28 protein-coding genes and 1 pseudogene are annotated in these 24,768 nt (G+C 43.9%); 2 read left to right on the top strand and 27 right to left on the bottom strand.

What is annotated here, in order from left to right:
* Position 1: 1 nt before the first annotated feature.
* The 7 genes from JJQ88_RS07455 to JJQ88_RS07425 all read right to left on the bottom strand — a co-directional run bounded on the left by JJQ88_RS07455 (position 2) and on the right by JJQ88_RS07425 (position 3,450).
* Positions 2-970, bottom strand: coding sequence for a YncE family protein (locus tag JJQ88_RS07455; RefSeq protein ID WP_246860974.1), 969 nt, complete (start codon positions 968-970; stop codon positions 2-4).
* Between the two features lie 268 nt (positions 971-1,238).
* A complete protein-coding gene (locus tag JJQ88_RS07450) occupies positions 1,239-1,535 on the bottom strand; it encodes a hypothetical protein (RefSeq protein WP_210365111.1) in 297 nt (98 codons plus the stop codon).
* 127 nt (positions 1,536-1,662) lie between these two features.
* The gene (locus tag JJQ88_RS07445; RefSeq protein WP_210365110.1) at positions 1,663-1,956 is read right to left on the bottom strand and encodes a rhodanese-like domain-containing protein; all 294 of its coding nucleotides are present in this window, start codon (positions 1,954-1,956) and stop codon (positions 1,663-1,665) included.
* 19 nt (positions 1,957-1,975) lie between these two features.
* Positions 1,976-2,341 (bottom strand): rhodanese-like domain-containing protein, encoded by a 366-nt coding sequence (locus JJQ88_RS07440; protein WP_210365109.1) that lies wholly within the window; start codon positions 2,339-2,341, stop codon positions 1,976-1,978.
* Between the two features lie 87 nt (positions 2,342-2,428).
* A complete protein-coding gene (locus JJQ88_RS07435) occupies positions 2,429-2,692 on the bottom strand; it encodes a metal-sensitive transcriptional regulator (RefSeq protein ID WP_210365108.1) in 264 nt (87 codons plus the stop codon).
* Positions 2,693-2,703: 11 nt separating this feature from the next.
* Positions 2,704-3,030, bottom strand: a complete 327-nt coding sequence (locus tag JJQ88_RS07430; protein ID WP_210365107.1) for a rhodanese-like domain-containing protein — start codon at positions 3,028-3,030, stop codon at positions 2,704-2,706.
* Positions 3,031-3,168: 138 nt separating this feature from the next.
* Positions 3,169-3,450: a hypothetical protein gene (locus JJQ88_RS07425; RefSeq protein ID WP_210365106.1), complete on the bottom strand. Its 282-nt coding sequence runs from the start codon at positions 3,448-3,450 to the stop codon at positions 3,169-3,171.
* 108 nt (positions 3,451-3,558) lie between these two features.
* Between JJQ88_RS07425 and JJQ88_RS07420 the strand changes: the two genes are divergently transcribed.
* Entirely contained in the window at positions 3,559-3,798 is a 240-nt protein-coding gene (locus JJQ88_RS07420) for a DNA alkylation repair protein (protein ID WP_210365105.1), read from the top strand.
* 123 nt (positions 3,799-3,921) lie between these two features.
* Here JJQ88_RS07420 and JJQ88_RS07415 read toward each other — a convergent pair whose 3' ends face one another.
* From JJQ88_RS07415 to deoD, 8 genes and pseudogenes are all read right to left on the bottom strand, one after another.
* A complete protein-coding gene (locus tag JJQ88_RS07415; protein WP_210365104.1) occupies positions 3,922-4,758 on the bottom strand; it encodes a hypothetical protein in 837 nt (278 codons plus the stop codon).
* 309 nt (positions 4,759-5,067) lie between these two features.
* On the bottom strand, positions 5,068-5,247 hold the full coding sequence (locus JJQ88_RS07410) for a DUF2188 domain-containing protein (RefSeq protein WP_210365103.1): 180 nt from the start codon (positions 5,245-5,247) through the stop codon (positions 5,068-5,070).
* A 62-nt stretch (positions 5,248-5,309) separates the two neighbouring features.
* Complete coding sequence (locus tag JJQ88_RS07405; RefSeq protein WP_210365102.1) at positions 5,310-6,224, bottom strand: CobW family GTP-binding protein; 915 nt, start codon at positions 6,222-6,224, stop codon at positions 5,310-5,312.
* A 70-nt stretch (positions 6,225-6,294) separates the two neighbouring features.
* The gene (locus JJQ88_RS07400) at positions 6,295-7,800 is read right to left on the bottom strand and encodes a lmo1851 family serine protease (RefSeq protein WP_282597671.1); all 1,506 of its coding nucleotides are present in this window, start codon (positions 7,798-7,800) and stop codon (positions 6,295-6,297) included.
* Between the two features lie 140 nt (positions 7,801-7,940).
* Positions 7,941-8,147, bottom strand: coding sequence for a copper chaperone CopZ (gene copZ / locus JJQ88_RS07395; protein ID WP_210365101.1), 207 nt, complete (start codon positions 8,145-8,147; stop codon positions 7,941-7,943).
* Between the two features lie 28 nt (positions 8,148-8,175).
* A pseudogene (locus tag JJQ88_RS07390) lies at positions 8,176-10,535 on the bottom strand (heavy metal translocating P-type ATPase).
* A gap of 391 nt (positions 10,536-10,926) precedes the next feature.
* Positions 10,927-11,787, bottom strand: coding sequence for a M15 family metallopeptidase (locus JJQ88_RS07385; protein ID WP_210365100.1), 861 nt, complete (start codon positions 11,785-11,787; stop codon positions 10,927-10,929).
* Positions 11,788-11,938: 151 nt separating this feature from the next.
* The gene (gene deoD / locus JJQ88_RS07380) at positions 11,939-12,643 is read right to left on the bottom strand and encodes a purine-nucleoside phosphorylase (RefSeq protein ID WP_210365099.1); all 705 of its coding nucleotides are present in this window, start codon (positions 12,641-12,643) and stop codon (positions 11,939-11,941) included.
* Positions 12,644-12,835: 192 nt separating this feature from the next.
* On the opposite strand from deoD, the gene JJQ88_RS21460 reads away from it, so the two are divergent.
* On the top strand, positions 12,836-12,967 hold the full coding sequence (locus JJQ88_RS21460) for a hypothetical protein (RefSeq protein WP_282597670.1): 132 nt from the start codon (positions 12,836-12,838) through the stop codon (positions 12,965-12,967).
* Positions 12,968-13,009: 42 nt separating this feature from the next.
* Here JJQ88_RS21460 and JJQ88_RS07375 read toward each other — a convergent pair whose 3' ends face one another.
* The 12 genes from JJQ88_RS07375 to JJQ88_RS07320 all read right to left on the bottom strand — a co-directional run bounded on the left by JJQ88_RS07375 (position 13,010) and on the right by JJQ88_RS07320 (position 24,763).
* Positions 13,010-13,780, bottom strand: coding sequence for a sporulation protein (locus tag JJQ88_RS07375; RefSeq protein ID WP_210365098.1), 771 nt, complete (start codon positions 13,778-13,780; stop codon positions 13,010-13,012).
* A 319-nt stretch (positions 13,781-14,099) separates the two neighbouring features.
* Positions 14,100-14,267 carry a YozD family protein gene (locus JJQ88_RS07370; protein WP_210365097.1) on the bottom strand — a complete coding sequence of 56 codons (168 nt, stop codon included), beginning with the start codon at positions 14,265-14,267 and terminating at the stop codon, positions 14,100-14,102.
* A 265-nt stretch (positions 14,268-14,532) separates the two neighbouring features.
* Positions 14,533-15,231: a hypothetical protein gene (locus JJQ88_RS07365; protein ID WP_210365096.1), complete on the bottom strand. Its 699-nt coding sequence runs from the start codon at positions 15,229-15,231 to the stop codon at positions 14,533-14,535.
* 459 nt (positions 15,232-15,690) lie between these two features.
* Positions 15,691-15,912, bottom strand: coding sequence for a YozE family protein (locus JJQ88_RS07360; RefSeq protein WP_210365095.1), 222 nt, complete (start codon positions 15,910-15,912; stop codon positions 15,691-15,693).
* A 149-nt stretch (positions 15,913-16,061) separates the two neighbouring features.
* On the bottom strand, positions 16,062-16,253 hold the full coding sequence (locus JJQ88_RS07355; RefSeq protein ID WP_210365094.1) for a hypothetical protein: 192 nt from the start codon (positions 16,251-16,253) through the stop codon (positions 16,062-16,064).
* 151 nt (positions 16,254-16,404) lie between these two features.
* Complete coding sequence (locus tag JJQ88_RS07350) at positions 16,405-16,686, bottom strand: YokU family protein (RefSeq protein WP_210365093.1); 282 nt, start codon at positions 16,684-16,686, stop codon at positions 16,405-16,407.
* Positions 16,687-16,697: 11 nt separating this feature from the next.
* On the bottom strand, positions 16,698-18,128 hold the full coding sequence (gene kamA, locus JJQ88_RS07345; RefSeq protein ID WP_210365092.1) for a lysine 2,3-aminomutase: 1,431 nt from the start codon (positions 18,126-18,128) through the stop codon (positions 16,698-16,700).
* Positions 18,129-18,337: 209 nt separating this feature from the next.
* Complete coding sequence (locus JJQ88_RS07340; RefSeq protein WP_481748283.1) at positions 18,338-19,732, bottom strand: sigma-54 interaction domain-containing protein; 1,395 nt, start codon at positions 19,730-19,732, stop codon at positions 18,338-18,340.
* Positions 19,733-19,786: 54 nt separating this feature from the next.
* Entirely contained in the window at positions 19,787-20,653 is an 867-nt protein-coding gene (gene ablB / locus JJQ88_RS07335) for a putative beta-lysine N-acetyltransferase (RefSeq protein ID WP_210365090.1), read from the bottom strand.
* A gap of 57 nt (positions 20,654-20,710) precedes the next feature.
* A complete protein-coding gene (locus JJQ88_RS07330) occupies positions 20,711-22,132 on the bottom strand; it encodes an aldehyde dehydrogenase family protein (RefSeq protein WP_210365089.1) in 1,422 nt (473 codons plus the stop codon).
* A 15-nt stretch (positions 22,133-22,147) separates the two neighbouring features.
* On the bottom strand, positions 22,148-23,482 hold the full coding sequence (gene gabT / locus JJQ88_RS07325; protein WP_210365088.1) for a 4-aminobutyrate--2-oxoglutarate transaminase: 1,335 nt from the start codon (positions 23,480-23,482) through the stop codon (positions 22,148-22,150).
* Entirely contained in the window at positions 23,483-24,763 is a 1,281-nt protein-coding gene (locus JJQ88_RS07320) for a peptidase (RefSeq protein ID WP_481748285.1), read from the bottom strand.
* Between the last annotated feature and the right edge of the window lie 5 nt (positions 24,764-24,768).

Below are 24,768 nucleotides of genomic sequence, written 5' to 3'. Positions count from 1 at the left end.
TTTACCTCTCCCTTGGAACGATTTGGAATGGCCCTTTTCCGACTTTCACTTTATTTTCGATTTTCAAAGTATCTGGATCAATGATATAAAGATCATTGCTGTCGTAGCCTGCAATGATTAATTTGCCGTTGAACATTTGAATTTCAAAAGGATTGGCGCCAACTTTCATCGATCCCTTTTTTTCACCATTCAACCCCAGTTTATAAAGTGTGCTGGAACCATGGCTGAGGACAAAGATTTCCTCCTCGCCCCGTTCAAAGTTGACCGGCATGACAGGAGCCGAAATTTCATTTTTGAGTTTCCCGCTTGAAAGATCATATATATGGATTTTTTCTTCTGCTATGGTTCCTTCTCCATGGCCACCTATCCAAAGCTCGTTATTTTCCCTGTTCAATATTGCGCCTGCAGCTGCTGGATGGATAGTGAAACCCCGCACCTCTTTTTTGTCTTTCAGGTCGATGATCCTTAAATCTTCATGGTTATAGCTCATCACATACAGCCTGCCTTCACCATCATCCAATAAACTCAAAGGATTTTTCCCAATTTTGATTTCATCTGCCTCTTTTCCATCCATCCTGAAAAAGCGGACGCTGTGTCTGGTTTGATCAGCAAAGGCAATCTCTTTCCCTTCATTGACAAGTATCCCGTTTACGATTCCTTTCCCAGTTTCCCATGAAGCGATCTTTTTTCCTTTGCTCAATGAATACAGGTCCACTGTCTCCATCGTCTTCCCGTAAAGAAGGAACGTCTCCTTATCCGGCATGATAATACCGCCAATATACGGGTGCCCAATGTTCCAGTCACTGAGCTTCTCGCCATTATCAAAATCATAAAAGGAAATGGTCATATCTTTTATGTTTACAGTTGAAATGATGGAAGTTTCTTTCGGCAGCGGTTCAAATGACTCGGAACTACAAGCGGAAATGAGCATCAAAACAGCTGAAACGGCCATCACATATGCATATTTCATACCTTACTCCTTTTTCTTACAATAGTATCTCACATAATTATAGCGTTAATTTGTGATATTTTAGTGAAATCAAACTGTACCAATCAGAATATAATCGTGGGGAATCATCTGCAACACCGGCTTAAATGGAATCTGACGAGATGGCTATAAAATTGACAAAGGAACCCTTAATGGCTTGCCAGACAGCGGGAACAAGAGGAAATCAGGAATAATTCAACAATTTGTTATAAAACACAAAAACTTGCCAGGCAGATCGGCAAGCGTGGATTTATGTATTCGTTATTGTCTCTATGTTCCTGGATTTAATTGCTATTTCTTTCAATTCCCCAACTAGTAGCTCCATTTCCCATGGGCTGTCAGAATCTATCACAAGCTTTCCATTCCCTATGGACAGCTTGAAGACAGATTCCTGGAATCCCTCTGAGAACTCTATGGACGTGGCCGATTTGATGCATCCATAATCATTTTCATCAACCCAAGACCCTTTGGCAAGGAGCACAAAGACAGTTTCAATTGATAAGTGATCCTCAACAAGTTCCAACTCTATCCGGCTGTTGGCAGACAACAGATTTCCTCCTTATTCGATATAATCGGGATTTCATTCCGTTTCTTCCATTTTACCTACAATTCTTGATGTACAGCAACTATAAAACAAAAAACAGAGACAGCATTTGCTATCTCTATTTTTATCCTTATTCTATAGGGCCTTGCCAGAACATCATGCCACCCTGCATATTAATGGCATTGTAACCATAGTACTCTAAAAACTGAACCGCCCTAGAACTGCGGGCACCTGAACGACAAACCATGATATAGGTTTTGTTTTTATCCAGTTCATTCATCTTGAACTCGAGAAGGCCAAGCGGGATATGGATAGCACCTGGAATTTTTCCTTGAGCAACTTCATTCGCTTCACGCACATCGATTACTTCGAATTCATTTTTGGCTAATCCATTCTGTACTTCTTCTGGTGTCATTTCACGCATTTTCATTTCCTCCTATTAATTACCAGGCGCTCATGCCGCCCTTAACATTTGTTATTTTTTGAAAACCTGCTTTTTTCAGGAGTTTGCTTGCCCGGCTGCTTCTCATGCCACTCTGGCAAATGACAATGACTTCCTTGTCCTTTGATAACTCGCCAATCCGCCTGCCAAGCTGCTGCAACGGAATATTCTTGAACCCTCTGATATGGTTACCTTTGAACTCACCCGGAGTCCTGACATCGATGAACTGGTTTCCCGCTTTCTTCAACTTCATCATTTCTCTTAATTCGACTGTTGTAATATTGTTAACTCCTTTAGTTGGAGATAGTCTCGACCACAAAAATGCGGCAGCCAAGCCAACAATCAATACATTCAAAATTACATCCATTTTCTGCACCTCTTTCTATTATCAATCCCAAATACCCACACGGGTATTATAATCGTCATAAATTTTCCTTGTCAAGAACAGAAACGATTACTTCCTGCTCTTAACAAGGAGTTCTACTGCTTCATTGACCGCCTGAGATGTTTCCCTTCCTTCCTGTAAATCATTAATCAGGCATTGTTCAAGGTTTTTGCTGACAATCACGGCGATTGTCCTGTCTACAGCAGAACGGATCGCTGACAGTTGTGTTACGACTGATTTGCATTCTTGCTGCTCCTCGATTAAACGGATGCTTCCCCTGACTTGTCCTTCAATCCTTTTTAAGCGGTTCAATACTTCCTTGTTGTACTCCATCTTGCCACCTCCTATTGTGATGGGCCAGCTATCGTATATCCTTTCACATTGAAGCCATACCTTTTAAGAAGCCTTGCACCGAAATTCTTCTCAACCTCATTCGAGGCGATGATCACAATCTGCTGATCAGGAATTTCTTGTTTATATCTTTTTAAATATCCGCAAGGGATATTGATTGCGCCTTGAACCGGATCTTTTGCGGAATCCTGGTAATCCCTAAGGTCGACCAAAATGGCATCTTCATGCTTTGTTGCAACAGCAGGGACATTCCGGACTGGAACATACCGGTTAAAATACAATGTAACCAAAAAGAGTATGATGATAAAACCAGTAAGCAATTATGTCTTCACCTCTTAGATAATCTTATTGATTGTGAACTTACAATATTTATAATATACCAATAGGGGTATAAACGCAAGTGGGAATCGCATATTTTTTACATTTTTTTCGCCTAAAAAATGGTTGTCTATAATTCCTTACCCATTCTCCTTGTTGATTCTTTCGATTAATTCAATATGCAGTTGAATCAGCTGCAATTTGTCTTTAGGGGTTAAATCAGAGTCCATAATCCTCTTTGTAGACAATAAGAACTTTTCCGGAAGTGTCCTTCTAGCCCGTGGGTGTGTATTTTCATCCTTCAATTCCCTTTTGATTGTTTCCTCCAGTATTTCCCAGGGTCGATCTCCAGCATCCATTCTCCGGTTATTCCAGATTCCCATGTATCTTTCAAGCAAGTATGAGTAATTCCGTGTTTCCATTTTCATTCCTCCAGCAAGTGATAGCGCATAAATCCTTCTCTAGTATATACATAAATCTGCTTTATTTTGCAAAAAATAACGGCAAACCATATTGAAAGGGGATTGACTATGAGTACTCCATATCGCTGCCCAAACTGCAAGACAAACCGGACCCGCTTCAATTTGATCAGCCAAATTGCACAGCCTGTCAAATTGAATCCGCAATCAGGTGAGATCATTGAACAATATTCAAATGATGATCTTGAGCCTTTCCATATACCATATAATGGTCCCGAATACAAAATACAGTGTGCAGCTTGCGGACTGATTGAAGATGAAAGAACTTTTGCCAAGTTTGGCGAGATGTAGACGAACGTGAAAAATGCAGAACCCCTGGTTACCGGATTAGTAGATGGTGCCTGTGGCAAGGCATTTTCCGTTCGTACATTATGGCGATAGAAAAAGAAGCTTGAGCCCATACTCAAGCTTCTTTTATTTGCCAGCCGCGATTCCATTTTCCTCAAACAAACGAACTGAATCTACTTTCCATTGTTCATACGGCGTGAACCTCACAAGCCTGACCAATCCTGAGTAGGAGCTGCTTCCCGTTCTTTTGATTTGCCAGTTCAATTCTACAGGAACTGTCAAGGTCAGTTCATCTGTGAGATCCTCATAGGGAAGGATTTCCATCCTCTTAATGTTAATATTTTCGATTGCAGGCAGAATTGTGTCCCAGTCAAGCTGCTGATGTGAAATTAAAGAGACAATGATCGAATCCTGTTGTTTAATCCCTGCAACATATGCATTCACCAGTTCATAAGGATTGGTTTCTTCAATATAGAGTTCCAGTTTCCCCGCAGCTTTCAAAATCATCAGCTTATGGGATAAATCCATGAAATTAGTCCTGTGGGTCGTACTGCCGTAAAAATGAATACAAAAATGACCAGGGAAATTGTTCTTCAATGCTCCTCCGCCATGCGGCATTCCATGCATAGAAGCAGCGATTTTTTTCCCCTTGGACTGGACGATGATTGCCCTTCGTTTCCAGCTCCATTTGCCATTATATATTTTTTTCATAATTGCCGTGTCTTTGCCTGTCAGTGGCTGGACATCGGCATGATTGCTCCCGGCCCTGCGCTGGACATGAAACTTTAATCCTGTTTCTAAGTCCATGACAGTGAATTTGCTGTACCTGGGAAGGAAATCATCGACCTCTTTCCATTCAGGCATCAGGATTTGCTTATTCCTTACATTCTTTTTCGCTTCAGTGCTGCAAACATACATATTCTGCAACAGGAGTATCACAATCAGGATTTTAAGTGGTTTCATATCATTCAACCTTTTTTATGATTTCGCTTATCAAAGTTTTTGCGAATTGGTTTATCCCTATTCAGTGTTAAAGGCTCTTTTCAAAAAGATTGTTGTTTTAGCCAAGATATCTAAAAGTGGGAAGAGTTGAATGGAACGGAACGAGCGGAACTTCAGCGGGGGCAGCGGGACAGAAAAATAAGCTCTCAAACGCGCTGCCGGTCAATGTCTCTCACCTCCTTCTGACACTAGGGAGCCAGGAGAGGAGAACAACCGGCAATATTATAAAAACGGCAAAATAGAATAAAAAAAGCCCAGATCTGGGCTTTTTCATTCATCTTTATGATTGGCGACATATTCCTTTGCCTTGTCAATCGCGATTGGAATGGCTTTTCCATCTTCGTAGTGTTCATCGGTGACAAGGGCATTCGCAATTTCAATAGCTTTTTCCCGTACATCCGGATCAAGGTTCTTCATTGAATCCGGATAATCGTCTTTAGTCCACGGCATCGAATCCACCCTTTCAATCGTGATAGTTCATTTTACCCTCAGTGAGTAAATTGAAACAAGGACTATCTTTCCATCTGACACAGTTGGGATTCGATAACAGACCAGTCTGAAACCTGGCCAATGAACACAAGGTTCATTGGCATCTTCATATACTCCTTCAGAAATAGAGGTGTTCCATATGAATACTGGAATAAATCTGGATATTGGGAATGACTGAACCATACATAGCCTTTTATCCTGTATATCGAATCTGGAAGCCCCCTTAGAAACTCCTCGAACCGTGCCTGTTCAATCTGGCTCTTAAAACGATATAAAAAAGTGTCCAGCCTCAGATCCGAGTGAACATGGGTATGTACATTTGCCTTCTTTTTTCCGCCATCGACAGAATCGAGAAGGCTCAGCGGCATCTTGGAAAAGGTGGTCAATATGCTTTTTCCATTAGGATTCAGCGACTGGATTTCCATCGTTACTCTTGCCTGTTCAGCATCTTTTAGCATGTCGGATTTGTTGATGAGAATAATGTCTGCATGCTTAACCTGTTCAAGAAGCAACTGGTGTATCTGAGGATTGAATGTTTGTCTGTTGAGCCATAGTGTTCCATCGACAGTCGTGATAATTCCCTTTATACCCAGCTTGTCCGCGAACAAAGGGGATAGCACGGCATCCAGGACCTCGACTGGATGTGCTGCTCCAGTCGTTTCAATATAGATCACGTCAAGTCTATGTTCCAAAAGCAGACCTTGCAGCTGTGATTCAAGTTTATCCTGGATCGTGCAGCATATACATCCGCCAAGAAGCTCCTTTAATGGCACGTCAGATTCGACGGCATCCGAATCAATCGAGACATCGCCAAGTTCATTCATTAAAACTGCAACTGACCGTCCCTTCTCCTTTTCATCCAGCAGAATCCGTTTCAACAATGTCGTTTTCCCCGTCCCGAGGAAACCTGATAAAATAACGACTTCCGCTTTTTTCATTTTTCTCCCGCCTGCCTTTTTTAAAATCAAATAGTGAAAATCTCCAGCAGGAACTGGAGATTCACAAAAATCATTTTATTTCCTTTTTCAAAACTTCGATTGCTTTCTGAATTTGCGGATCGTCTTTCTCAATCTTTTCTCGAAGTGCGTTCATCAGTTCAATTGTGGAAGAACCCTTGAGAGTACCGGTCCCTTCAAGCTTCTTATCCTGCTGGAATGCCTTTACAGCTTCTTTTGTTTTTTCATCATAATACCCATCTTCCCTGCCTGGATTGTATCCCAATGCCTTCAGCATTTTTTGCGCAGCCTTGACTTGTTCGGAAGCTGAAGATACCTTCAGTTCGTTTTCGGGGTCGATGAATGGCAAAGAAGCATAATCAGGAAGGGACACCTCGTAATCAGGTTTGATTCCTTTCTTATGGATCCAGTTCCCTTCCGGCGTTAACCACTTTTCAGTGGTGAATTTCATGTTGGAGCCGTCGCTGAAATCCTCTGCCCTTTGGACCGTTCCTTTTCCAAATGATTTTTCGCCGACAAGCGGCACATTCGCGGATTCACTGACTGCTCCGGCAAGTATTTCTGAAGCACTTGCGCTTCCTTTATCAATAACAACCACTAGAGGAATATTGTGGTTGTTTTTATTCTCTGAAGCAAATTCCTCCACATTCCCTTGGCGATCTTCAACCTTGAAAAGCACTTTCCCTTCCGGAACGAACAGACTTGAAATCTTGACTGCCTGGTCAAGTAGCCCCCCAGGATTTTGCCTTACATCCAGGATTAGGCCCTTCATTCCCTTTTCCTGCATGTCATTCAGGACATCGACTAGCTCGGCAGCTGTCTTTTCTGAGAAATTCGTAATCTGGACCTTTGCGATTCCATCCTCTAGCATTTCCCCATATACCGTTTCAATAGGGATTGTGTCCCTGGTAATCGTGATATCAACTGGCTGTTGCGCTCCATGCCTAAGGATAGAAAGCTTGACATCAGTCCCTTTTTTACCCCGGATTAAAGCAACTGCTTCTGTACTGCTCTTCCCTTGCAGGCTCTTCCCATCAACGGACATAATTCGGTCCTCCGGTTTTAGGCCCGCTTTTTCAGCAGGAGATCCCTTCAGTGGTGTGACAATGACAATGTGGCCATCGCGCTCCTGTATCTCAGCTCCAATCCCTTCAAATGAGGATGAAAGGCTTTGGTGGAAACTCTTTGCGTCTTCCTTGCTCATATAATCAGAATATGGGTCATCAAGTGCTTCGAGCATTCCATCAATGGCTCCATTAATGAGTTTCTCTTGATCGACATCTTCATAGTAGTCGTTCTTGATCGTATCATATGCATCATACAGTTTTGCGAATTCTTCCCGTTCACGTATTACCTTTACAGCCGGCTTATCTTCGCCAAAGGCTAAAGCGAAGGTCGTAATCCCTGCAGTTAAAAACACAAGGAAAAATAAGAGCATTGCGAAATGGAACTTTTTGATCCGAAGAAAACCGTTTTTGGGATCCGTTCCCGATTCAGCAGTCTTTTCTTCGTTCCTTGCCCCATCTTTACTTCCTTCATTTATATCTTTTTGATCCAACCCTATTCACCACTTTCACAACAAGCTAAAATCCCTAATGAATAGAATAACATTTTTACCGTAAAATTAACAGAAAAACAGAGGGGCCATCCCTGCATAGAAAAAGCAGCGGGACAATTTTCACCGCTGCTTTTCCAATCTTATTCTACATCATAGCCCTGATCTTCAACAGCAGATTTCATTTTGCCTACTTCCGCTTTTGAAGCATCATATTCTACTTCTGCTGTTCCTTCTGAAAGGGATACAACAACGCTTGCTACACCATCGACACCCAACAAGGCGTTTTTCACAGCCTTTTCACAGTGTCCGCAAGTCATACCTGATACTTTTAGAGTTGTTTTCTCCATTTAGAATCTTCCTCTCTTTTGATAAAATTTATAACTTAATCCGCTTCAAACGAAGGGAATTAGTCACGACAGAAACTGAACTGAAAGCCATTGCAGCGCCGGCCAGCCATGGTGCGAGCAGTCCCATCGCCGCGACAGGAATGCCTGCTGAATTATAGGCTAGCGCCCAGAACAGATTTTGGCGGATATTCTGCATTGTTTTTTTGCTAAGCGTAATCGCCTTTGGAATGAGAGTCAACTCACCGCCAAGTATGGTTACGTCAGCAGCTTCAATCGCCACATCTGTACCCGTGCCAATCGCTATCCCGATATCAGCAAGTGCAAGCGCAGGTGCGTCATTGATTCCATCGCCAACCATCGCTACTTTCTTGCCTTGCAATTGAAGTTCCTTGATATGGTTTGCTTTCTCCTCTGGCAATACTTCTGCTATTACATGATCGACACCAACCTGCATAGCAATCGCCTTGGCAGTGCGGGTATTATCCCCAGTAAGCATATACACGTCAATTCCCAGAGACTTCAGTTCTCCAATCGCTGCCTTCGCTGTTTCTTTTACAGTATCTGCGACTGCAACGATTCCCTGGACTTCCTGGTTGATCGCGATCATCATCGCAGTTTTTCCCTCGGTTTCCATTTCTTCAAGTCTTGGTTCATGATTCTTGTATTCAATGCCTTCTTTGGCCATCAGCTTCCTTGTACCGACAAACACTGAGTCACCGTCAATTACAGCTGAGATGCCATGTCCTGGTATAGCCTCGAATTCATCCATGTGCAGGACTTCGACGTTTATTGACTGGCCATATTCAACTATCGCCTCGGCAAGAGGGTGTTCGGATGCTTTCTCTGCTGAAACAAGGTATTGGAGCACCTTTCGTTCATCGCCAAAAACCTCGAAATCTGTCACGCTAGGCTTCCCTTTTGTAATAGTACCCGTTTTATCAAGGACAATAGCATTGATTTTATGGGTTGCCTCCAGATGTTCCCCGCCCTTGAACAAAATCCCGTTTTCTGCCCCTTTACCTGTTCCGACCATGATAGAGGTTGGGGTTGCCAGGCCAAGGGCGCACGGGCAGGCAATGACCAGTACAGCGATTGCTGTTTCAAGTGCAGCTGCAAAGTCACCAGGTGCAACTCCAAAATACCATACAAGGAAGGTAACGGCAGAAATCGCTACAACGATTGGCACGAAAATACCGGAAATCGTATCTGCCACCCGCTGGATTGGTGCCTTGCTGCCCTGGGCGTCTTCGACGACTTTGATAATTCCTGCAAGAGCGGTATCTTTTCCAACTTTCGTAGCTGTCATCGTCAGAGTTCCATTTTTGTTGATCGTTGCACCAATCACAGAGTCCCCAGCAATTTTTTCAACAGGGATGGACTCTCCAGTAATCATGGCTTCATCCACAGCGGATTGGCCGGATATAACTTTTCCATCGACTGGGATTTTTTCTCCAGGCTTAACAATAATCGTATCGTTAACCTTAACATCTTCGATTGGCACTTTTACTTCCTGTCCGTCACGAATGACAGTTGCTTCTTTTGCCTGAAGGCTAAGCAATTTAGAAATCGCTTCTGTGGTGCGGCCTTTGGCAAGGGCTTCAAACAGTTTCCCAACCAGAATCAATGTAATCAGGACAGCGCTCGTTTCAAAATATAAATGAGGATGGTAGCCTGGATCGCCGATCGTTTTAATCGCTTCAGCAAGGCTATAGAAATAGGCAGCCGAAGTACCTAGGGCTACTAGTACATCCATGTTGGCGCTTTTGTTCTTTAATGATTTGTATGCACCTACATAGAATTGACCGCCAATATAAAACTGAACAGGTGTAGCCAACACGAGCTGGAACCAAGGATTCATCAGCAAAGGCGGCATTGGCAACCCTGTATCCCACGGAGCGTGGCCAACCATTGTATAAAGCAGCGGGAGGGAGAGCAGGATTGAAATGAGCAATGTTTTTTGGCATTTATTTCTTCTTCCTTCTGCTTTGCCTTGGCTTCCCGCTGGGCCTTTTCCTTCGCGTCATAGCCCAAATCCTGGATTTTTGCGATGATCTTTTCCATCGGCAGGACGGCACTGTTGAATTCGACAGTCGCGGATTCCGTTGCAAGGTTGACTGTTGCTGAAATCATGCCCTCCATTTTATTGAGTACTTTCTCTATCCTTGTTGAACACGCAGCACAAGTCATTCCGAAAACATCAAGGTCCACTTTTTCGTTCCTGACTCCATAGCCGAGATCGTTGATTTTATTGAAAATGTCATCTGAATTGATTTTGTCGGGGTCATAGCTGACCGAAGCATTTTCCATTGCCAGATTAACAGTTGCTTCAACCCCATCCATTTTGTTCAGGACTTTCTCTATTCTTGTGGAGCACGATGCACAGGTCATTCCGGTAATATCCACGCTTATTTGTTCCTTCAATATTTTTCACCTCACAGGTAATCGGGCAGAGCCCTTATCGCAATTTTTCTGTCTTTCCATAAAAAAGAGGAAGACACCTTATAAATATTACTATACCCCAGTATAGTATATTATTCAATCAAAAAGTTGTTTATTTTGTTAGTTTATACCTTTATTTAATAAATGCATTGATAAATGTCACATATCCTGAAACGACATCCTCCCTCATTCTGCAACAATGAATCAGGCTGGCGGAATCCTTTTACTGAAAGGTTGATTAGCGGCTGGTACAAAGTGTAGCAAACATTTCGCATCGACAATTAAATTTCCAATCATTATAAAAAAGGCCCGGCGATCCGAAGTGCCAAGCCCTAATCCATTAAATTTTCTTCACATTCTCAAAGTATTCTTCCAGTGTCCAGTCGTTCTCATAAATTTCTGTTGCGGCCTTTACCCCTACATACCTGAAATGCCAAGGTTCATACATATAACCTGTTATGTCTTCTTTTCCCTTTGGGTATCTCAATATAAACCCATATTTATGGGCATTGTGCCTCAGCCAGATTCCTTCCTTCGTCGTTTCGAACTCTTCGTTTAGATTGAAGTTGTTTGACCTGCTGGAAATATCCATCGTCAATCCGGTTTGGTGTTCACTGCTGCCTGGAAAGGCCACTGCTTCCACGGCTCTTTCCTTGCCAACCCGTTTCACTTCGGCATTAAATAGAGTGTTTTGCCGACCGTAGGAGCGGTAACCGGAAACTGCAGCCAAGTCAATTCCAGCGCTTTTAGCTTCGGCAAACATTTTTTCAAGAGCGGTTGCCGCCTCTTTTCTCATCAGGCTTTTTTCCAGCTTTTGTTCGCCGAACGAAAAGGGCACATTCGGCCTGACTAAGTCACTCGGGATGTAATTGGCCGGAAGACCAAATATTTTGTTCACAAGAGACAGGATATTTTGCGGATTCTGGATGACATTCCTGCCATCCTGCTGCTGGATGACATTGAAATAGGAAGCTTCGAGCACAAGTTCCCCATCTTCAGATGCTGGTTTTCCAGCAGGATGCTGTGGGGATTTTTCTCCCTCGCCATCGGCTTCATTTTTCTCAGGAGCTTGTCCATCATTTTCCTGATCTTGTCCAATTAGTTTTTCCCCAATATAGGGAACCTTTTCTAAATACGAGTCGATAGGCTTACAGCCAGCCAACACCAATGGTGTTAAAGACAATAATAAAAACCGTTTCATTTTTTCCACCAATCTTAAGCTTTTCTTGAGCAATAACCATTTTATCATTTATAGGAAAAAATATCGAATGCCTTAATTTGCATTCGAAGCTTCAATCCAATTATTAAAAGAAAACCCTTTCTCTGTGGAAAGGGTTTAGGGTTTCAAAACTTTATTCTTTAATCGCAGCCTCAAGTGCCACTTCAATCATGTCATTGAAGGTTGTCTGCCTTTCCTCTGCAGTTGTTTCCTCACCAGTAAGAATATGGTCGCTGACGGTAAGGATCGATAATGCCTTACGATCGTATTTAGCTGCAAGCGTGTATAAAGCTGTTGTTTCCATTTCTATAGCCAGAATTTGGTAATCTGCCCACTTTTCCAGCTCTGCATTGTCGTTGTAAAATTGGTCAGCGGTGAAAACATTTCCCACTTTAAGGTTCAAGCCTTTTTCCAGACCAGTGTTATATGCCTTATACAGAAGTTCAAAGCTGGCAGTTGGGGCATAATCCACGCCGCCGAAAGTCAGGCGGTTCATCTGGGAATCTGTTGAAGAACTCATCGCCAGGATGACGTCACGTACTTTTACATCTTTCTGGATGGCTCCGCAAGTGCCGACCCTGATCAGGTTTTGCACATTATAGCTGCTCATCAGTTCATTTATGTAGATGGAAATGGAGGGAACGCCCATTCCCGTACCCTGCACCGAAATTCGCTTTCCTTTATAGGTGCCTGTATAGCCGAACATGTTCCGTACCTCATTATATAGCTGGGCATTTTCAAGAAAGGTCTCCGCGATATATTTTGCCCTGAGAGGATCACCTGGCAGCAATACTGTTTCAGCGATTTCATTTTCTTTAGCACCAATATGTACACTCATTTGACATCCTCCATCCTAATGGGTTATTACTACAAAACTATACCATAATATAGCTGCGCAGGAAAATCTTCAGATTCATGACAATTTTCGTTCAGGGAAGTCTATGGGTAGAATGATATACGCATGAATGATAAAAGAGTTAAATCCTGATTGGCTACACGATCATGGAACTTTATTCAAGGAGGATTGAAAATGGGGAAAAAACATCGCAACCGCATAAATTCACCAAAGAAAAACAACCATCTGCCGCCTGAAGCGATCATCGCTGAGCAGGAGGCGCACGGAAAGGAATCTTCCGCAACGGGAAGAAAGAACAATGCATAATAACAGGGGGATGACGCAAAATGCATCATCCCCTGTTATTTTTCAGCAATAACGTTCAAGCACTGATTGGATTTTTTGTTTCATTCCGTGAATATCAGAGGCATGCAAAGTCATCCTCACAAACGATTCATCCATACCCATAGCCTCTGAAAGGAATCCGCCAAGCCCCCTTGCCCTGCGGTCAACCTGCATAAGTATTTCCACTTCATCCTGGCTGTTTGGGTAGAAAATAATCTCCAGTTCATCAAGACGTCCGCGGTAAGGACCAGAAATAGGCACAAATTCGAATTCCTGAATAAAAGGAAGGTGTCTGCGAAGGTGCCTTGGTGCCTGTTCACATTCCGCTTCCCTTAAACGGAAACCAAGTTCATCGACGGCATCAAATATCCCTGCCATCAAACGGCTCGGTACAACGGTCAAGTAGTCTTTATCTGTTGGGTCGATGGCATTCTTAATATCCAGGCCAGTGGATACCCAGACCTTCGTCCTTCCCATAGACAGCGGCACTTCAAGCGGCAGCCTGATTGAAAAAGGAAATTGCTTTTGCTCGTTTTCCTTGATCAAAAATGATTGTGTCAACCTGAACCGGTCAATCTGGGCTGTTGAAGTGTATTTTTTATCATTCGTTTCTTTTATATAAGTAGTATGAAGCGCCAGGTAAATTTCATCTATTTGTTGTGCAGCGTTTCCCCCCCTGACCTGGACAATTCCCCGGATTTCTTCGCCAGGCATCACATGTTCCTTTTCGAGCATCGTATCTACTTTCGCTGCACCAATCCCTACGCTTGCAAAAACCTTATTGAATAATGACATCCTTTCTTCCTCCCTTTATTTTCATGTATATATATACGATTATGGCTGATTGCGGTTTCAAAAATATTCAGGTCTTATCGAATCCTGAGCCTATGCTGAATTTCTTGTTGCATCCGCGCTGTTAACCCTCAGACCGGCAGGCTCTTTGACACTGCCTTCCTAGGAGGAGTTCATCCCTTTCACGCTTGAACGATAAGTTATGGTGGTCCTTCATTAAGCTTTCCAATTCATCCAACAACAGCACCAGGTTAAAAATATTCCTAATCAGAACCAAACGAAAAGGCCGGCCGATTGCTGGCCCGCCTGGGTTTAGTCTTTCTCATTCAAGATCTTCATCAATGATCGATTTTTCAATCAAATATTCAAATGTGATATCCGCCATTTCTTCAAGTTCCTCTTCTGTGGGAACGTATCCCCTTTTCACCAATTCATGAAAGAAAAATTCAGCAATCTCTTCCGTATCGATAAAGACTTCAATCTCTTTCATAGATTCGCCCCCTTTTTTTATTCTTATGTGTCAATCGCCTGTTTCATGCCAAGCCTGCGAAAATTCCGGATCGACTAGAAAAAATGAAGGAAAGGGGAGTGGGAAAGATAAAGACGCTGCATCTACTGCCGAGCGTTTTCAGGGTAGAAGGAATTGCTTGAGACCTCAATACAATTCGATCGTTTAGAAATATGGCTGATAACCTGTTTACGATTCTTTTGTTCGCTGTTATTCTTGTCACGAGTAAACAGATAGGGGGCATACTCTAAACAGTGCTTTTACCATCATTGTTCACCAGGAGTGAAAGCTTCCTGATAATGACCCTCATTACCTGGGCATATTCTTCATCGTGGAACCAATTATATAAAATCCGGTAATCATTATAGAGATCAAGGAGATGATCGATTGCCGTCTTTTTTTGTTGTAGTTTCCGCAAACCTTCCTTTTCTCCTGCGCGAGAAGACGATTGCTTTTTTTCCGTATTGATTGCAGGCTTTACTTCCTTATTGGCTGAAAATAGCAAACCAAGTTTTTGAATGAAGGTTTCCGCGCTATCTGAATCGGCAACAAGCGTCAACTCTTCCTCCCCCGCTTCGAGCCATTCACCATCCTTGATCCTGGAAAGTTCGTAAATGACATCTTCCCAGGCATCCTCCTTATACCTCCATATTTCAGTCCTAAAGCCAACGATCTTAAATAAGTCGGCTCCATACCCCTTAACTTGAACAAGGTCGCCAAAGAAATATTTATATTCAATATCAATCTGCTCTTTTTCAAGAAGCTTGCCATCATACTCCGAAAGCTTCTGCAGGCTCGCTTCCATATAGAGCCCCTCGCTGTAATTGATTTCATAGACATGGAGGCCATCCAGATATTTGATATCTGTCACCTTTCCTACTATCCCATAAATCGTGATCACGACTGTATCACCGATGTTAAATTTAGGTTTCTTCCTCTTTTCCATGTCCTCCATCCTCTCAATGATCTGTCGTGAAAAGTGATTACCACAGTATATGCATCACCTTGAAAATCGCCACGCACACATGGAGGGAATGGCTTTCAGACCTGAAGCGGACGCAAGGATTTTGTATCTTATGCAATAAAAAGGCTCACGGACAATAGGGAGGAGCATCGGCAAATACAGCCGCAACACCTTCTAAAGCAAATCGCCGGAATACTAGACAAGGTTAAAACGATCTGCGCAGAATCAACTCCAAGACGGGATGATGGAAGGGTTAACTCCCCATGCTGGGATTGGCTGCGGGAGCAATATGGCTCCATACGACAATTCCCCAGAGCGAGGAGCCGCGTAAAGATTATGATTCCTCCTGTGCGCTTGATATACGTGAAAGGAAGAATGTTCCTGCAAAATGAAAAAAACCCCCCATTCCTTAGGAGGCATAATGCCTGCAGGAACGAAGGATTAGCTTTCGGAAATAATGTAAAGCTCCCATGCTTCATCGAAAATGGCCATACTTTCAGGATAATGGCCATTCACTTCAAGATAGGAACTGATTTCGTCATAGTCTTCGGAGTTTTTCGGGAATTCCAGATCGTCATATGCCGCGTTCGCAAAACGGCTGATTGCGTCTCTTGGTGCTGTACTGCGATACTTCATTAAAAAGTGGTAGAAGCTTCTATACATATTGACCGCCTGCCTATAGTTAAAATAGATAGCATTGTTGCTTTGCAAATACTATAACGGATTTCATCCTCACAGTCCAACGGAAAGGTGAAGGCGTTTGGGTCTAACTGAAAAAGGACATCTGCCGATTTGGAGATGTCCTTTTCAAGTTATTGCCACCTTGATGATTTCGCCAGTTCCATCAGCGCCCAAATGATGTTGAACATAAGGATCGCCACTGTAACTGGCACCGCGTGCAGCCAGCTCCATCCATATTTTTCCCTTACAAGTCTGAAATAATATCCGCACATGAACAGGACAGACATGGCAGCCACAAGCATGAGCGATAATGCGATGTACATCTTGTTCTCCCCTTTTCTATACTCCCACACGTTTATTATACTGATTCAGAAAATGGTGGAATGAGGGGATGATGAACATTTTGTGAACGACTACTTTTCGAAAGTTATAATTATCACAATTATTATATGAAAAAATCGAAGTAATTACCGATTACGAGGTGAAATCAAAGTAATTCCTTTTCAACAGGCGAGGCTGTGCCATTAATTCCGAAAAAGTTATAACTTTCTCCAGGACTTTCGTGTCGATTAAATACAGCTGGTCTTCTATTTCCTTTGTAATAGCATCTGTTTGGTATTTCATTCCGCACCCAAAGCATTCGACTGTTGGAGCACCTTCAATCTGGATTGCCTTCGTTCCATCGGGCAATTCCCAATATACGGTATCCATAATCGTATCCGTTTTTTCACTTCCGCACCATTCACAAATTCCCATATGCCCCCTCCTTATTCGTTCGATGCAGGAATTGGTTTATTGCCTTCCGGCGCATCAAATGCATTTTCCTGCTGTGACAAAAACTTCTTTTCTTTCAATTCATCTCGTTTTTCCCGTTTATCCTTAAGGGATGTGTGGTTTGGATCCTCCTCATACTTCTCACGGCGGTCTATTCTTCGCAAACCTTCAGGAATAAGGTTGAATTCGCTGTCATTCATGATCGCTGCAATACCGGTATTTGATTTCTTCTGTTCATATTCAGGATATATTTGCTTAAAGTATCCTTCCGCTCTACCCGGGACATAACTTTCAGGCTCCGGATAAGAAGTAATGACCCCTTCAAAATTGCGAAGCACCACTTTTTCAGGGCTTTGTGAAATAAGGTAGTTTGGCTGAAGGGATATTTTTCCGCCCCCGCCAGGTGCATCAACGACAAAGGTTGGGACAGCATAGCCAGAAGTATGCCCTCTCAAACCCTCGATGATTTCAAGCCCCTTTGTTACCGGCGCCCGGAAATGTCCAATTCCTTCTGACAGATCACACTGATAAATATAGTACGGCCTGACTCTGATCTTGACGAGGTCATGCATCAGTTTCTTCATGATTGGGACACTGTCATTGATCCCTGCAAGGATCACAGATTGGTTGCCAACAGGGACGCCTGCATCTGCAAGCATCTCACAAGCTTTTTTCGAATCTTCGGTGATTTCTATCGATGTATTGAAATGCGTATTTAGCCAAATTGGATGATACTTTTTGAGGATTGAACAAAGTTTTTCAGTGATTCTTTGCGGAAAAACTACCGGCGCACGCGTTCCGATCCTAATGATTTCAACATGGTCGATTTCCCTGAGATTCTTAAGGACATATTCCAGAATGTTATCATTAATCAGCAGCCCATCTCCGCCTGAAATCAATACATCACGGATTTCAGGCGTCCTACGGATATAGTCGATTGCAGCATCGAGCTGTTTCTTTGCGACACCCATGCCAATCTGCCCGGAGAATCTTCTCCTTGTGCAATAGCGGCAATACATTGAGCATTGGTTCGTGACAAGGAAGAGAACCCTGTCAGGATATCTGTGCGTTAAACCGGGAACAGGAGAGTCTTCATCTTCATGCAGCGGATCTTCCAGGTCATATTTTGTCTTATGGATTTCTTTTGAAATTGGTACCGATTGCATGCGAACCGGGCAGCGAGGATCATTTGGATTCATTAACGAGGCGTAATAGGGTGTGATATTCAATGGAATGGTCTTGGTAGAAATCCGAACTCCTTCTTCTTCTTCAGGAGTCAGGTTTATGACCTTTTTTAGGTCTTCAAGCGTCCTGATTGTATTCGTCAGCTGCCATAGCCAGTCGTTCCACTGTTCCTCCGTCACACCTTTCCATAATTCAGTATCTTTCCAGTGCCTGGCTGGCTTATATAAACTTTGTTTCATCCCTTTTCCCCCTTTAGCAATTTACACATATTATAGATGCAAGTTCCATGCCAATAAGGTTGATTATTCTGAATAAATTAACAAAACCTTTTATTATCCTGGCATACCCCTGTGTAAATCCCCTTTTTGTCTTCAATGATCTTTCTGCCAAATTCAAAAAATATCAATTTCTTGGCCGAAAAAAAACAGCCTGCCGAAAAACTGGCGGGCTACGTTCGCATTTTCTTTAATTTGTATTGCAAAGTCTGTCTTGGAATATCAAGCATGGAAGCCGCCTTCTGAATATTACCCCCGGTTACGGCCATCGCTTCTTCGATCAGGCCTTTTTCGAACCTGTTAAGCTGTTCCCTCAAGAAGAACGACTTCCCTTCCATCCGATGGCCGCTTGCCTTTTCAATGGACTGCTTCATCATGACAGGAAGGTCCAGGCAGGAAAGTGTCGTTCCTTCACAGACGTTCATCATATATTCAATCGTATGCTTTAGCTCTCTAATATTACCTGGCCAGCTATGATGAAGGAAGGTTCCCCTTACTCTGTCATCCATACCTGAAATCGCCTGTTTAAGTTTTTTATTGAACTGATCGATAAATACTCCGGCCAAATAAAGGATATCCTCTTTTCTTTGCCTTAATGGAATAAGTTCGAACGCAAGGACATTCAAACGGTAAAATAAATCTGTCCGTAGCTGTTTCTGTTCCATCGCCTGTGCAGGATATTCATTCATCGCGGAAATGATCCTTACATCAACTGAAACGACATTCGGGCTGCCTACTCTCCTGACTGCTCCGTCCTCCAGCACCCTGAGGAGTTTGGCCTGTAAATCGATTGGCATGGAATTCAGTTCATCAAGGAATAAGGTTCCTCCATTCGCAAGCTCAAAAAGCCCTGGCCGGTCCACAGCTCCGGTGTAGCTGCCTTTTGATGTTCCGAAAAGGATGCTCTCAAGCAAATTTTCCGGTATGGCGGCACAGTTTTGAGCAATGAAGGGCTTATTTGCCCTGTGGGAGGCATTATGAATCGACTGAACGAACAATTCCTTTCCCGTGCCGCTTTCCCCATAAACGAGCATTGGAGAGTCAGATTTGGCGAGTTTCTCTGCTTCGTTCTTTACCCTTTTGAATTGAGGATTCTTTGTCAGCATGTCCTTAAAGCTGTAGAGTGCCTGCTGTTTGATCATTTTCCCGCTTTTGCGCTTGAAGTTTTTCTGTGCTTCTACAAGCCTTTCCGATAATTCCTTTATCCTTGAATAATCTTTGGCGATCTCAACAGCCCCTATCAACTCCCCATCCACCCAAATTGGCAATGTAGTATTGACTGTATCAATCTGTTTCCCGTGCAAATTCACGAAAGACTGATTCTCATTATAAAGAGGTTTCTTGGTTTCAATAACCTTTAAGAGGGTACTTGACTGTCTGTTCAGCGAAGGAAAAACACTTAACAGCGGCTTCCCAAGGACTTCCGGTATTTCCAAACCATCATGCCTGGCAGCCACTTCGTTATAAAAAATCGTAATCCCATTTGTATCCACAACATGGATTGCTTCATCAATGCCTCTTAAAATGGCACTCAGTATTTCTTCTGTCATATTGGAAAATGCACTCAAGATCATCACCTCCCCTATCATCAGTATATGGCAAGGTGCCGGAAATTTGTCTTTTTATTGCCCAAAATTTGGCGGAATTGCCAAGTCTTTCACCCACACATTCATGTTCTCGATTTTATCGAAAATATAGACATTCTTCAGTAATCTCCCCCGATAGCCGTATCCCAGCTGGAACAGGACAGCATTCATGCCGAATGATAAGGCTCTTGCAATCGAATAGGCGCAAAAAATGCCCCTTTCTACTAGCTCTTGTTCCAACCGCGCAAGAAGGACTTTCATCAGCCCATGCTTTCTATGGTCCTTCAAGGTAGCACAATCCGTCAGTTCTGCATTTTTATAAAATGAGTTTATTTCAGCAGAAGCTGCGCTGACAATTGCCCCTTCATGGAGGAACCCATAATACACTGTCCCATCTTCCATTGTCTTGGTAATGTAATCCGGATCGTTCAATGGAGTTGGATATACCTGGAAAACAGCACGATATAATTCCGCAAGCGGGACAGCATCGCTTTGGTCCAGCTCTTTAATTACATATGACTTCGGAAGTGAGGTTGTCTGTACAGGCTCTTGGAGGCGGTATACGCTATTGATGATTCCATCCTCTGCGATCCAGTGTTCACTTGCTCTCCGTTCATCAGTCAGGAATTTAGAGAAAAAGCAGCAATCCGTCCCGAGGTAATAACCATCTATGCTGGCCTCGAAAAGGTAGCCATGTTCCTGGAACCATATAAAATGTTCTTTCCTTGCCTTCACAATGATTTTATCGGCGTTCTCCCTGCTGGCGATTTCTTCTGTTTTTTCCATTACTTTTGTTAAATTCCCCAAATAATCATCTACACGCACACGGCGACTATGGTTGTCTATATAAATTGTAAGCTGGAACCTGTCTTCCGCAATGCTCACTGACTTTCCTGGATGCATGGCTGGTCCTCCTATTTCTTTGATGGTTAAAGCCTGGCCAGCAGGCCAGGCTGTTGGTCAATCAAGTTTGAAGGCAACAAGCTTCAGTTCAGTCATTTCCTCGATTGCATACTTGATTCCTTCTCGTCCCATCCCGCTCATTTTCACCCCGCCGTAAGGCATGTGGTCCAGCCTGAAGGTTGGGATTTCATTGATCATCACACCGCCAACATGAAGCGACTTGGCTGCCTTGAAAGCTTTGCTTACATCCTTCGTATAGACCCCTGCCTGCAATCCAAACTGCGATTCATTCACCATGTCAATCGCTTCATCAAAATCGCTGAAGGTATTGATGTGGACAACCGGGGCAAATGCTTCTTCACACGAAATCTTGTCCTTTGCCTTTGCATTCAGCAAAACGGTAGGATGTAATACTTGTTCATTCGTTTCGCCGCCAAATGCGAGCTGCGCTCCGTTCCCGACCGCTTCTCCGATCCACTCCCTGGCTCGTTTTACATCATTGGCGCTGATCATCGCTGACACGTCTGTTTCCTCGTCAAGCGGATCACCGACTTTGAGTTTTTTTGCCTCTTCGATGAATAATCTGGTAAACTCATCGGCAATCGATTCGTGGACAAAGATGCGCTGGATCGAAATACACACCTGTCCCTGGTTCGAAAAAGCCCCGCTCACAATTCTCGCCATCACCTTCTCCAAGTTTGTATCCTCATCCACGATGAGGGCTGAATTCGATCCAAGCTCAAGTGTCACACGTTTAAGTCCGGCATTTTCACGAAGATACTTGCCGACCTCCGGGCTGCCGGTGAAGGTGACTTTTTTGACTCTTTGATCTTGTATCAATACGTCCCCAACACTTTTCCCGCCGCCAGTCACTACATTCAGTGCTCCTTCCGGGAGGCCCGCCTCCTGGAAATAAGCAGCGATTTTATAAGCGGATAATGGTGTCTGGCTTGCTGGTTTGAGGACGACGGAATTCCCGGCTGCAATCGCTGGCCCTACTTTATGGGCGACAAGATTCATTGGGAAATTAAATGGTGTGATCGCGGCAATCACCCCGAGTGGCTCTTTGACAGTATAAGCAACTCTTCCTTCTCCTCCAGGCGCTGCGTCAAGCGGAATCGTTTCGCCGTGGATCCTCCTCGCTTCCTGGGCTGCGAAACTATACGTCACGATTGTCCGATCAACTTCCGCCCGAGCAGCCTTCAACGGTTTTGCCGACTCCCTGGCAATGGTCCTGGCACACTCTTCACGGTCCTGTTTGATTAAATTCGCTACTTTCTGCAAGATGTCAGCCCGCTTGTATGCTTCCATTGCCGCCATTTTCTTTGCTGCTTCAGCAGCTGCATCGATGGCCAGCAGGACATCCTCTTTTCCAGCCTCAGCAACATCAGCGATTTTTTCTGACGTGTACGGATTATAAAGGGGCCGGTAACGTTGTGTTCCAATCTGCCTTCCATTGATCCATAATGGTTGTTTCATCAATTCTATGACCTCCTATTGAGAGCATGATTCAATGATGGCTGCTTCAAGGACATCAAAGCCTTCCTCCCTCTGTTCATCGGTAATCACAAGTGGGGCCAAAAGCCTTATGACATTCCCATAAAGTCCAGCACTCATCAAAATCAAGCCTCGCTGATGTGTTTTTGCAAGGATCTCCTTGACAATTTGCGGGTTTGGCATTCGTTCATTTCCAGCCTGGACGAACTCAATGGCGCACATGGCTCCAAGCGAGCGGACATCGCCAATTTGACTTAAACGGTTCGCCAAAGGACAGAATCTTGCTTGAAAAGCACTGCCGAAGGCTTCCGCTTTTTCAAGAAGTTTCTGCTCTTCTATCATTTTAACGACTTCAAGGGCTGCTACACAACCGAGAGGGCTTCCGCCATATGTCCCGCCGATTTCTCCCGCGGATGCGGAGTCCATGATTTCCGCCCTTCCCGTCACTGCGCTGATTGGCAGCCCGGCAGCAATCGATTTTGACATGGTCATCATGTCCGGAACCACACCGAAATGCTCCATAGCAAACATTTTCCCTGTCCTTCCGAATCCAGTCTGGATTTCATCGGCAATGAACAGGATCCCGTGCTGCTCAGATAGTTTTTTAACCCCTTGAACAAAGTCTGCCGAAGGGATGATGAACCCTCCTTCCCCCTGGACAGGTTCCATAATGATCGCTGCGATTTCTTCTGGAGGCACTTCATTCAAGAAAAATGTTTCAAACTTTTTCAAAAGATATTCATCCAGTTCCTGATTTGAACCCCGTCTTTCCAAAGAATAATCGGGATATGGCCATTTATAAGTTTCAGGTGCAAACGGTCCAAATTGGTATTTATACGGTTTGACTTTACTCGTCAATGACATTGCCATGTATGTCCGTCCATGGAATCCTCTTTCAAAGGAAATGATCCCTTTTCTCCCAGTATACTTTCTGGCTATTTTGATCGCGTTTTCTACCGCTTCGGCTCCACTGTTCAGGAAGAATGTTTTTTTTTGATGTTTCCCAGGCGTCATGCCATTCAGCTTTTCTGCCAGCTCGATATACGGCTCATACATCATGACATGGAAGCATGGATGGAGATAGCGGTCGATCTGCTCATGAAGCGCGTTGACTACAGGAGTGGGACAATGGCCGACGTTCAGCGTCCCGATCGCACCGGCGAAGTCAATGAACGTATTTCCATCCACATCCGTCAACAAGGCTCCTTCGCCTTTGACTGCGAACGTTTTGATTGTATTGAACGGTCCAACGGGAACATTATTTTCTTTTCTTTTAAGTAACATTCTTGCCTTTGGACCTGGCACTTCTGTAGTGAGCTTTATATCTCCCATTTACTTATCCCCTTTCATTTTTTCTATCCCACACCATTTCAAAAGGGTGAGCGCAATGATTTCGGCTGCGTCAAAAACATCCTCGAGCCTGATATATTCATTCGCCTGGTGGGCTCGTTCGGTTATGCCCGGACCAAACACCACCACAGGCACCTGTCCTGTTTTTGACAGGATTCCTCCATCGGTTGCCCATGGAGAAGCTTCAATCAGCGGCTGGCTATTCTTTATGTCAATGAAACTGTCTGTTAGAATATCTACCAGCTCATGTCCGGGATCTAGGTTCCCTGGAAGCCATCTCGCTCCGAACCATTCAACCAAAGGTTTATTTTCCCTTAACCACGGATCGGCGATGCTAGCTTCCATGACCGCTTTTTCCATTTCTTCTTTGGCACTTTCCATCTCTTCGTCCGGAGCAACCCCCATCCTTCCTTCAATGATGGCCAAATCGGGTACAGAAGATGGCCAATCCCCCCCCTGGAATTTTCCGATATTAATGGGAATTGGTATTGGAACCTTATCGAAGAATGGATCGGAAATTTTACTATTCCTGTCCATTTCCAGCTTTAAAAGGCGATCAATGATTGGCATTGCTTTTTCAATTGCGTTGATTCCTTCATACCTGGTGCCTCCATGAGCGCCTTTTCCTTTGATTGAGATCCTGAACCACATGGACCCTTGTTGTTTGGGAAAGATTTTTAAATTCGTCGGTTCTGGGATGATGGCGCCATCTGCTTTATAACCTCTAAGGACCGAGGCAAGAGTGCCTGCCCCACCGCTCTCTTCTTCGATGACACTCTCAAAAATGATGTCTCCTTTGAGTGTTATCCCTGAGTTCTTTATAGCTTCGATAGCCATCAGCATCGCTGCTGTTCCACCCTTCATATCGGTAGAACCTCTTCCATACAGCCTTCCATTCTCAATATGACCGCTGAATGGATCATGGTCCCAGTCATTCAAGTTTCCCACAGGCACAACATCGATGTGCCCATTGAGAATCATCGATTTACCGGTTCCGCTCCCTTTGAGGATGCCAATCACATTCGGGTTCCCTGAGAAGTCAGCCCGATCGGAGCAAAAGGCTGGATGATCCCTTAATTGCTCATCCCCAATCTCCCAAATATCCATCTGCAGTCCAAGTTCACGGCATTTCTCGATGATGACAGCCTGTGCGCCGCTTTCCTTCCCCCTTGTACTAGCCTCCTGAACCAGCTTCTGCAGCAGGCGTGTCCCTTTTATCCTATTTTCAAGGATATAGTTCCGCACGATTCTATCAGCAGCAATCACGA

The organism is Bacillus sp. REN3 (assembly GCF_017912555.1).
In the GTDB taxonomy this organism is placed as follows: Bacteria; Bacillota; Bacilli; order Bacillales; family Cytobacillaceae; genus Mesobacillus.
Note: the sequence above shows the minus strand (reverse complement) of the source record. Positions and strands in the feature narration are given on the sequence as shown.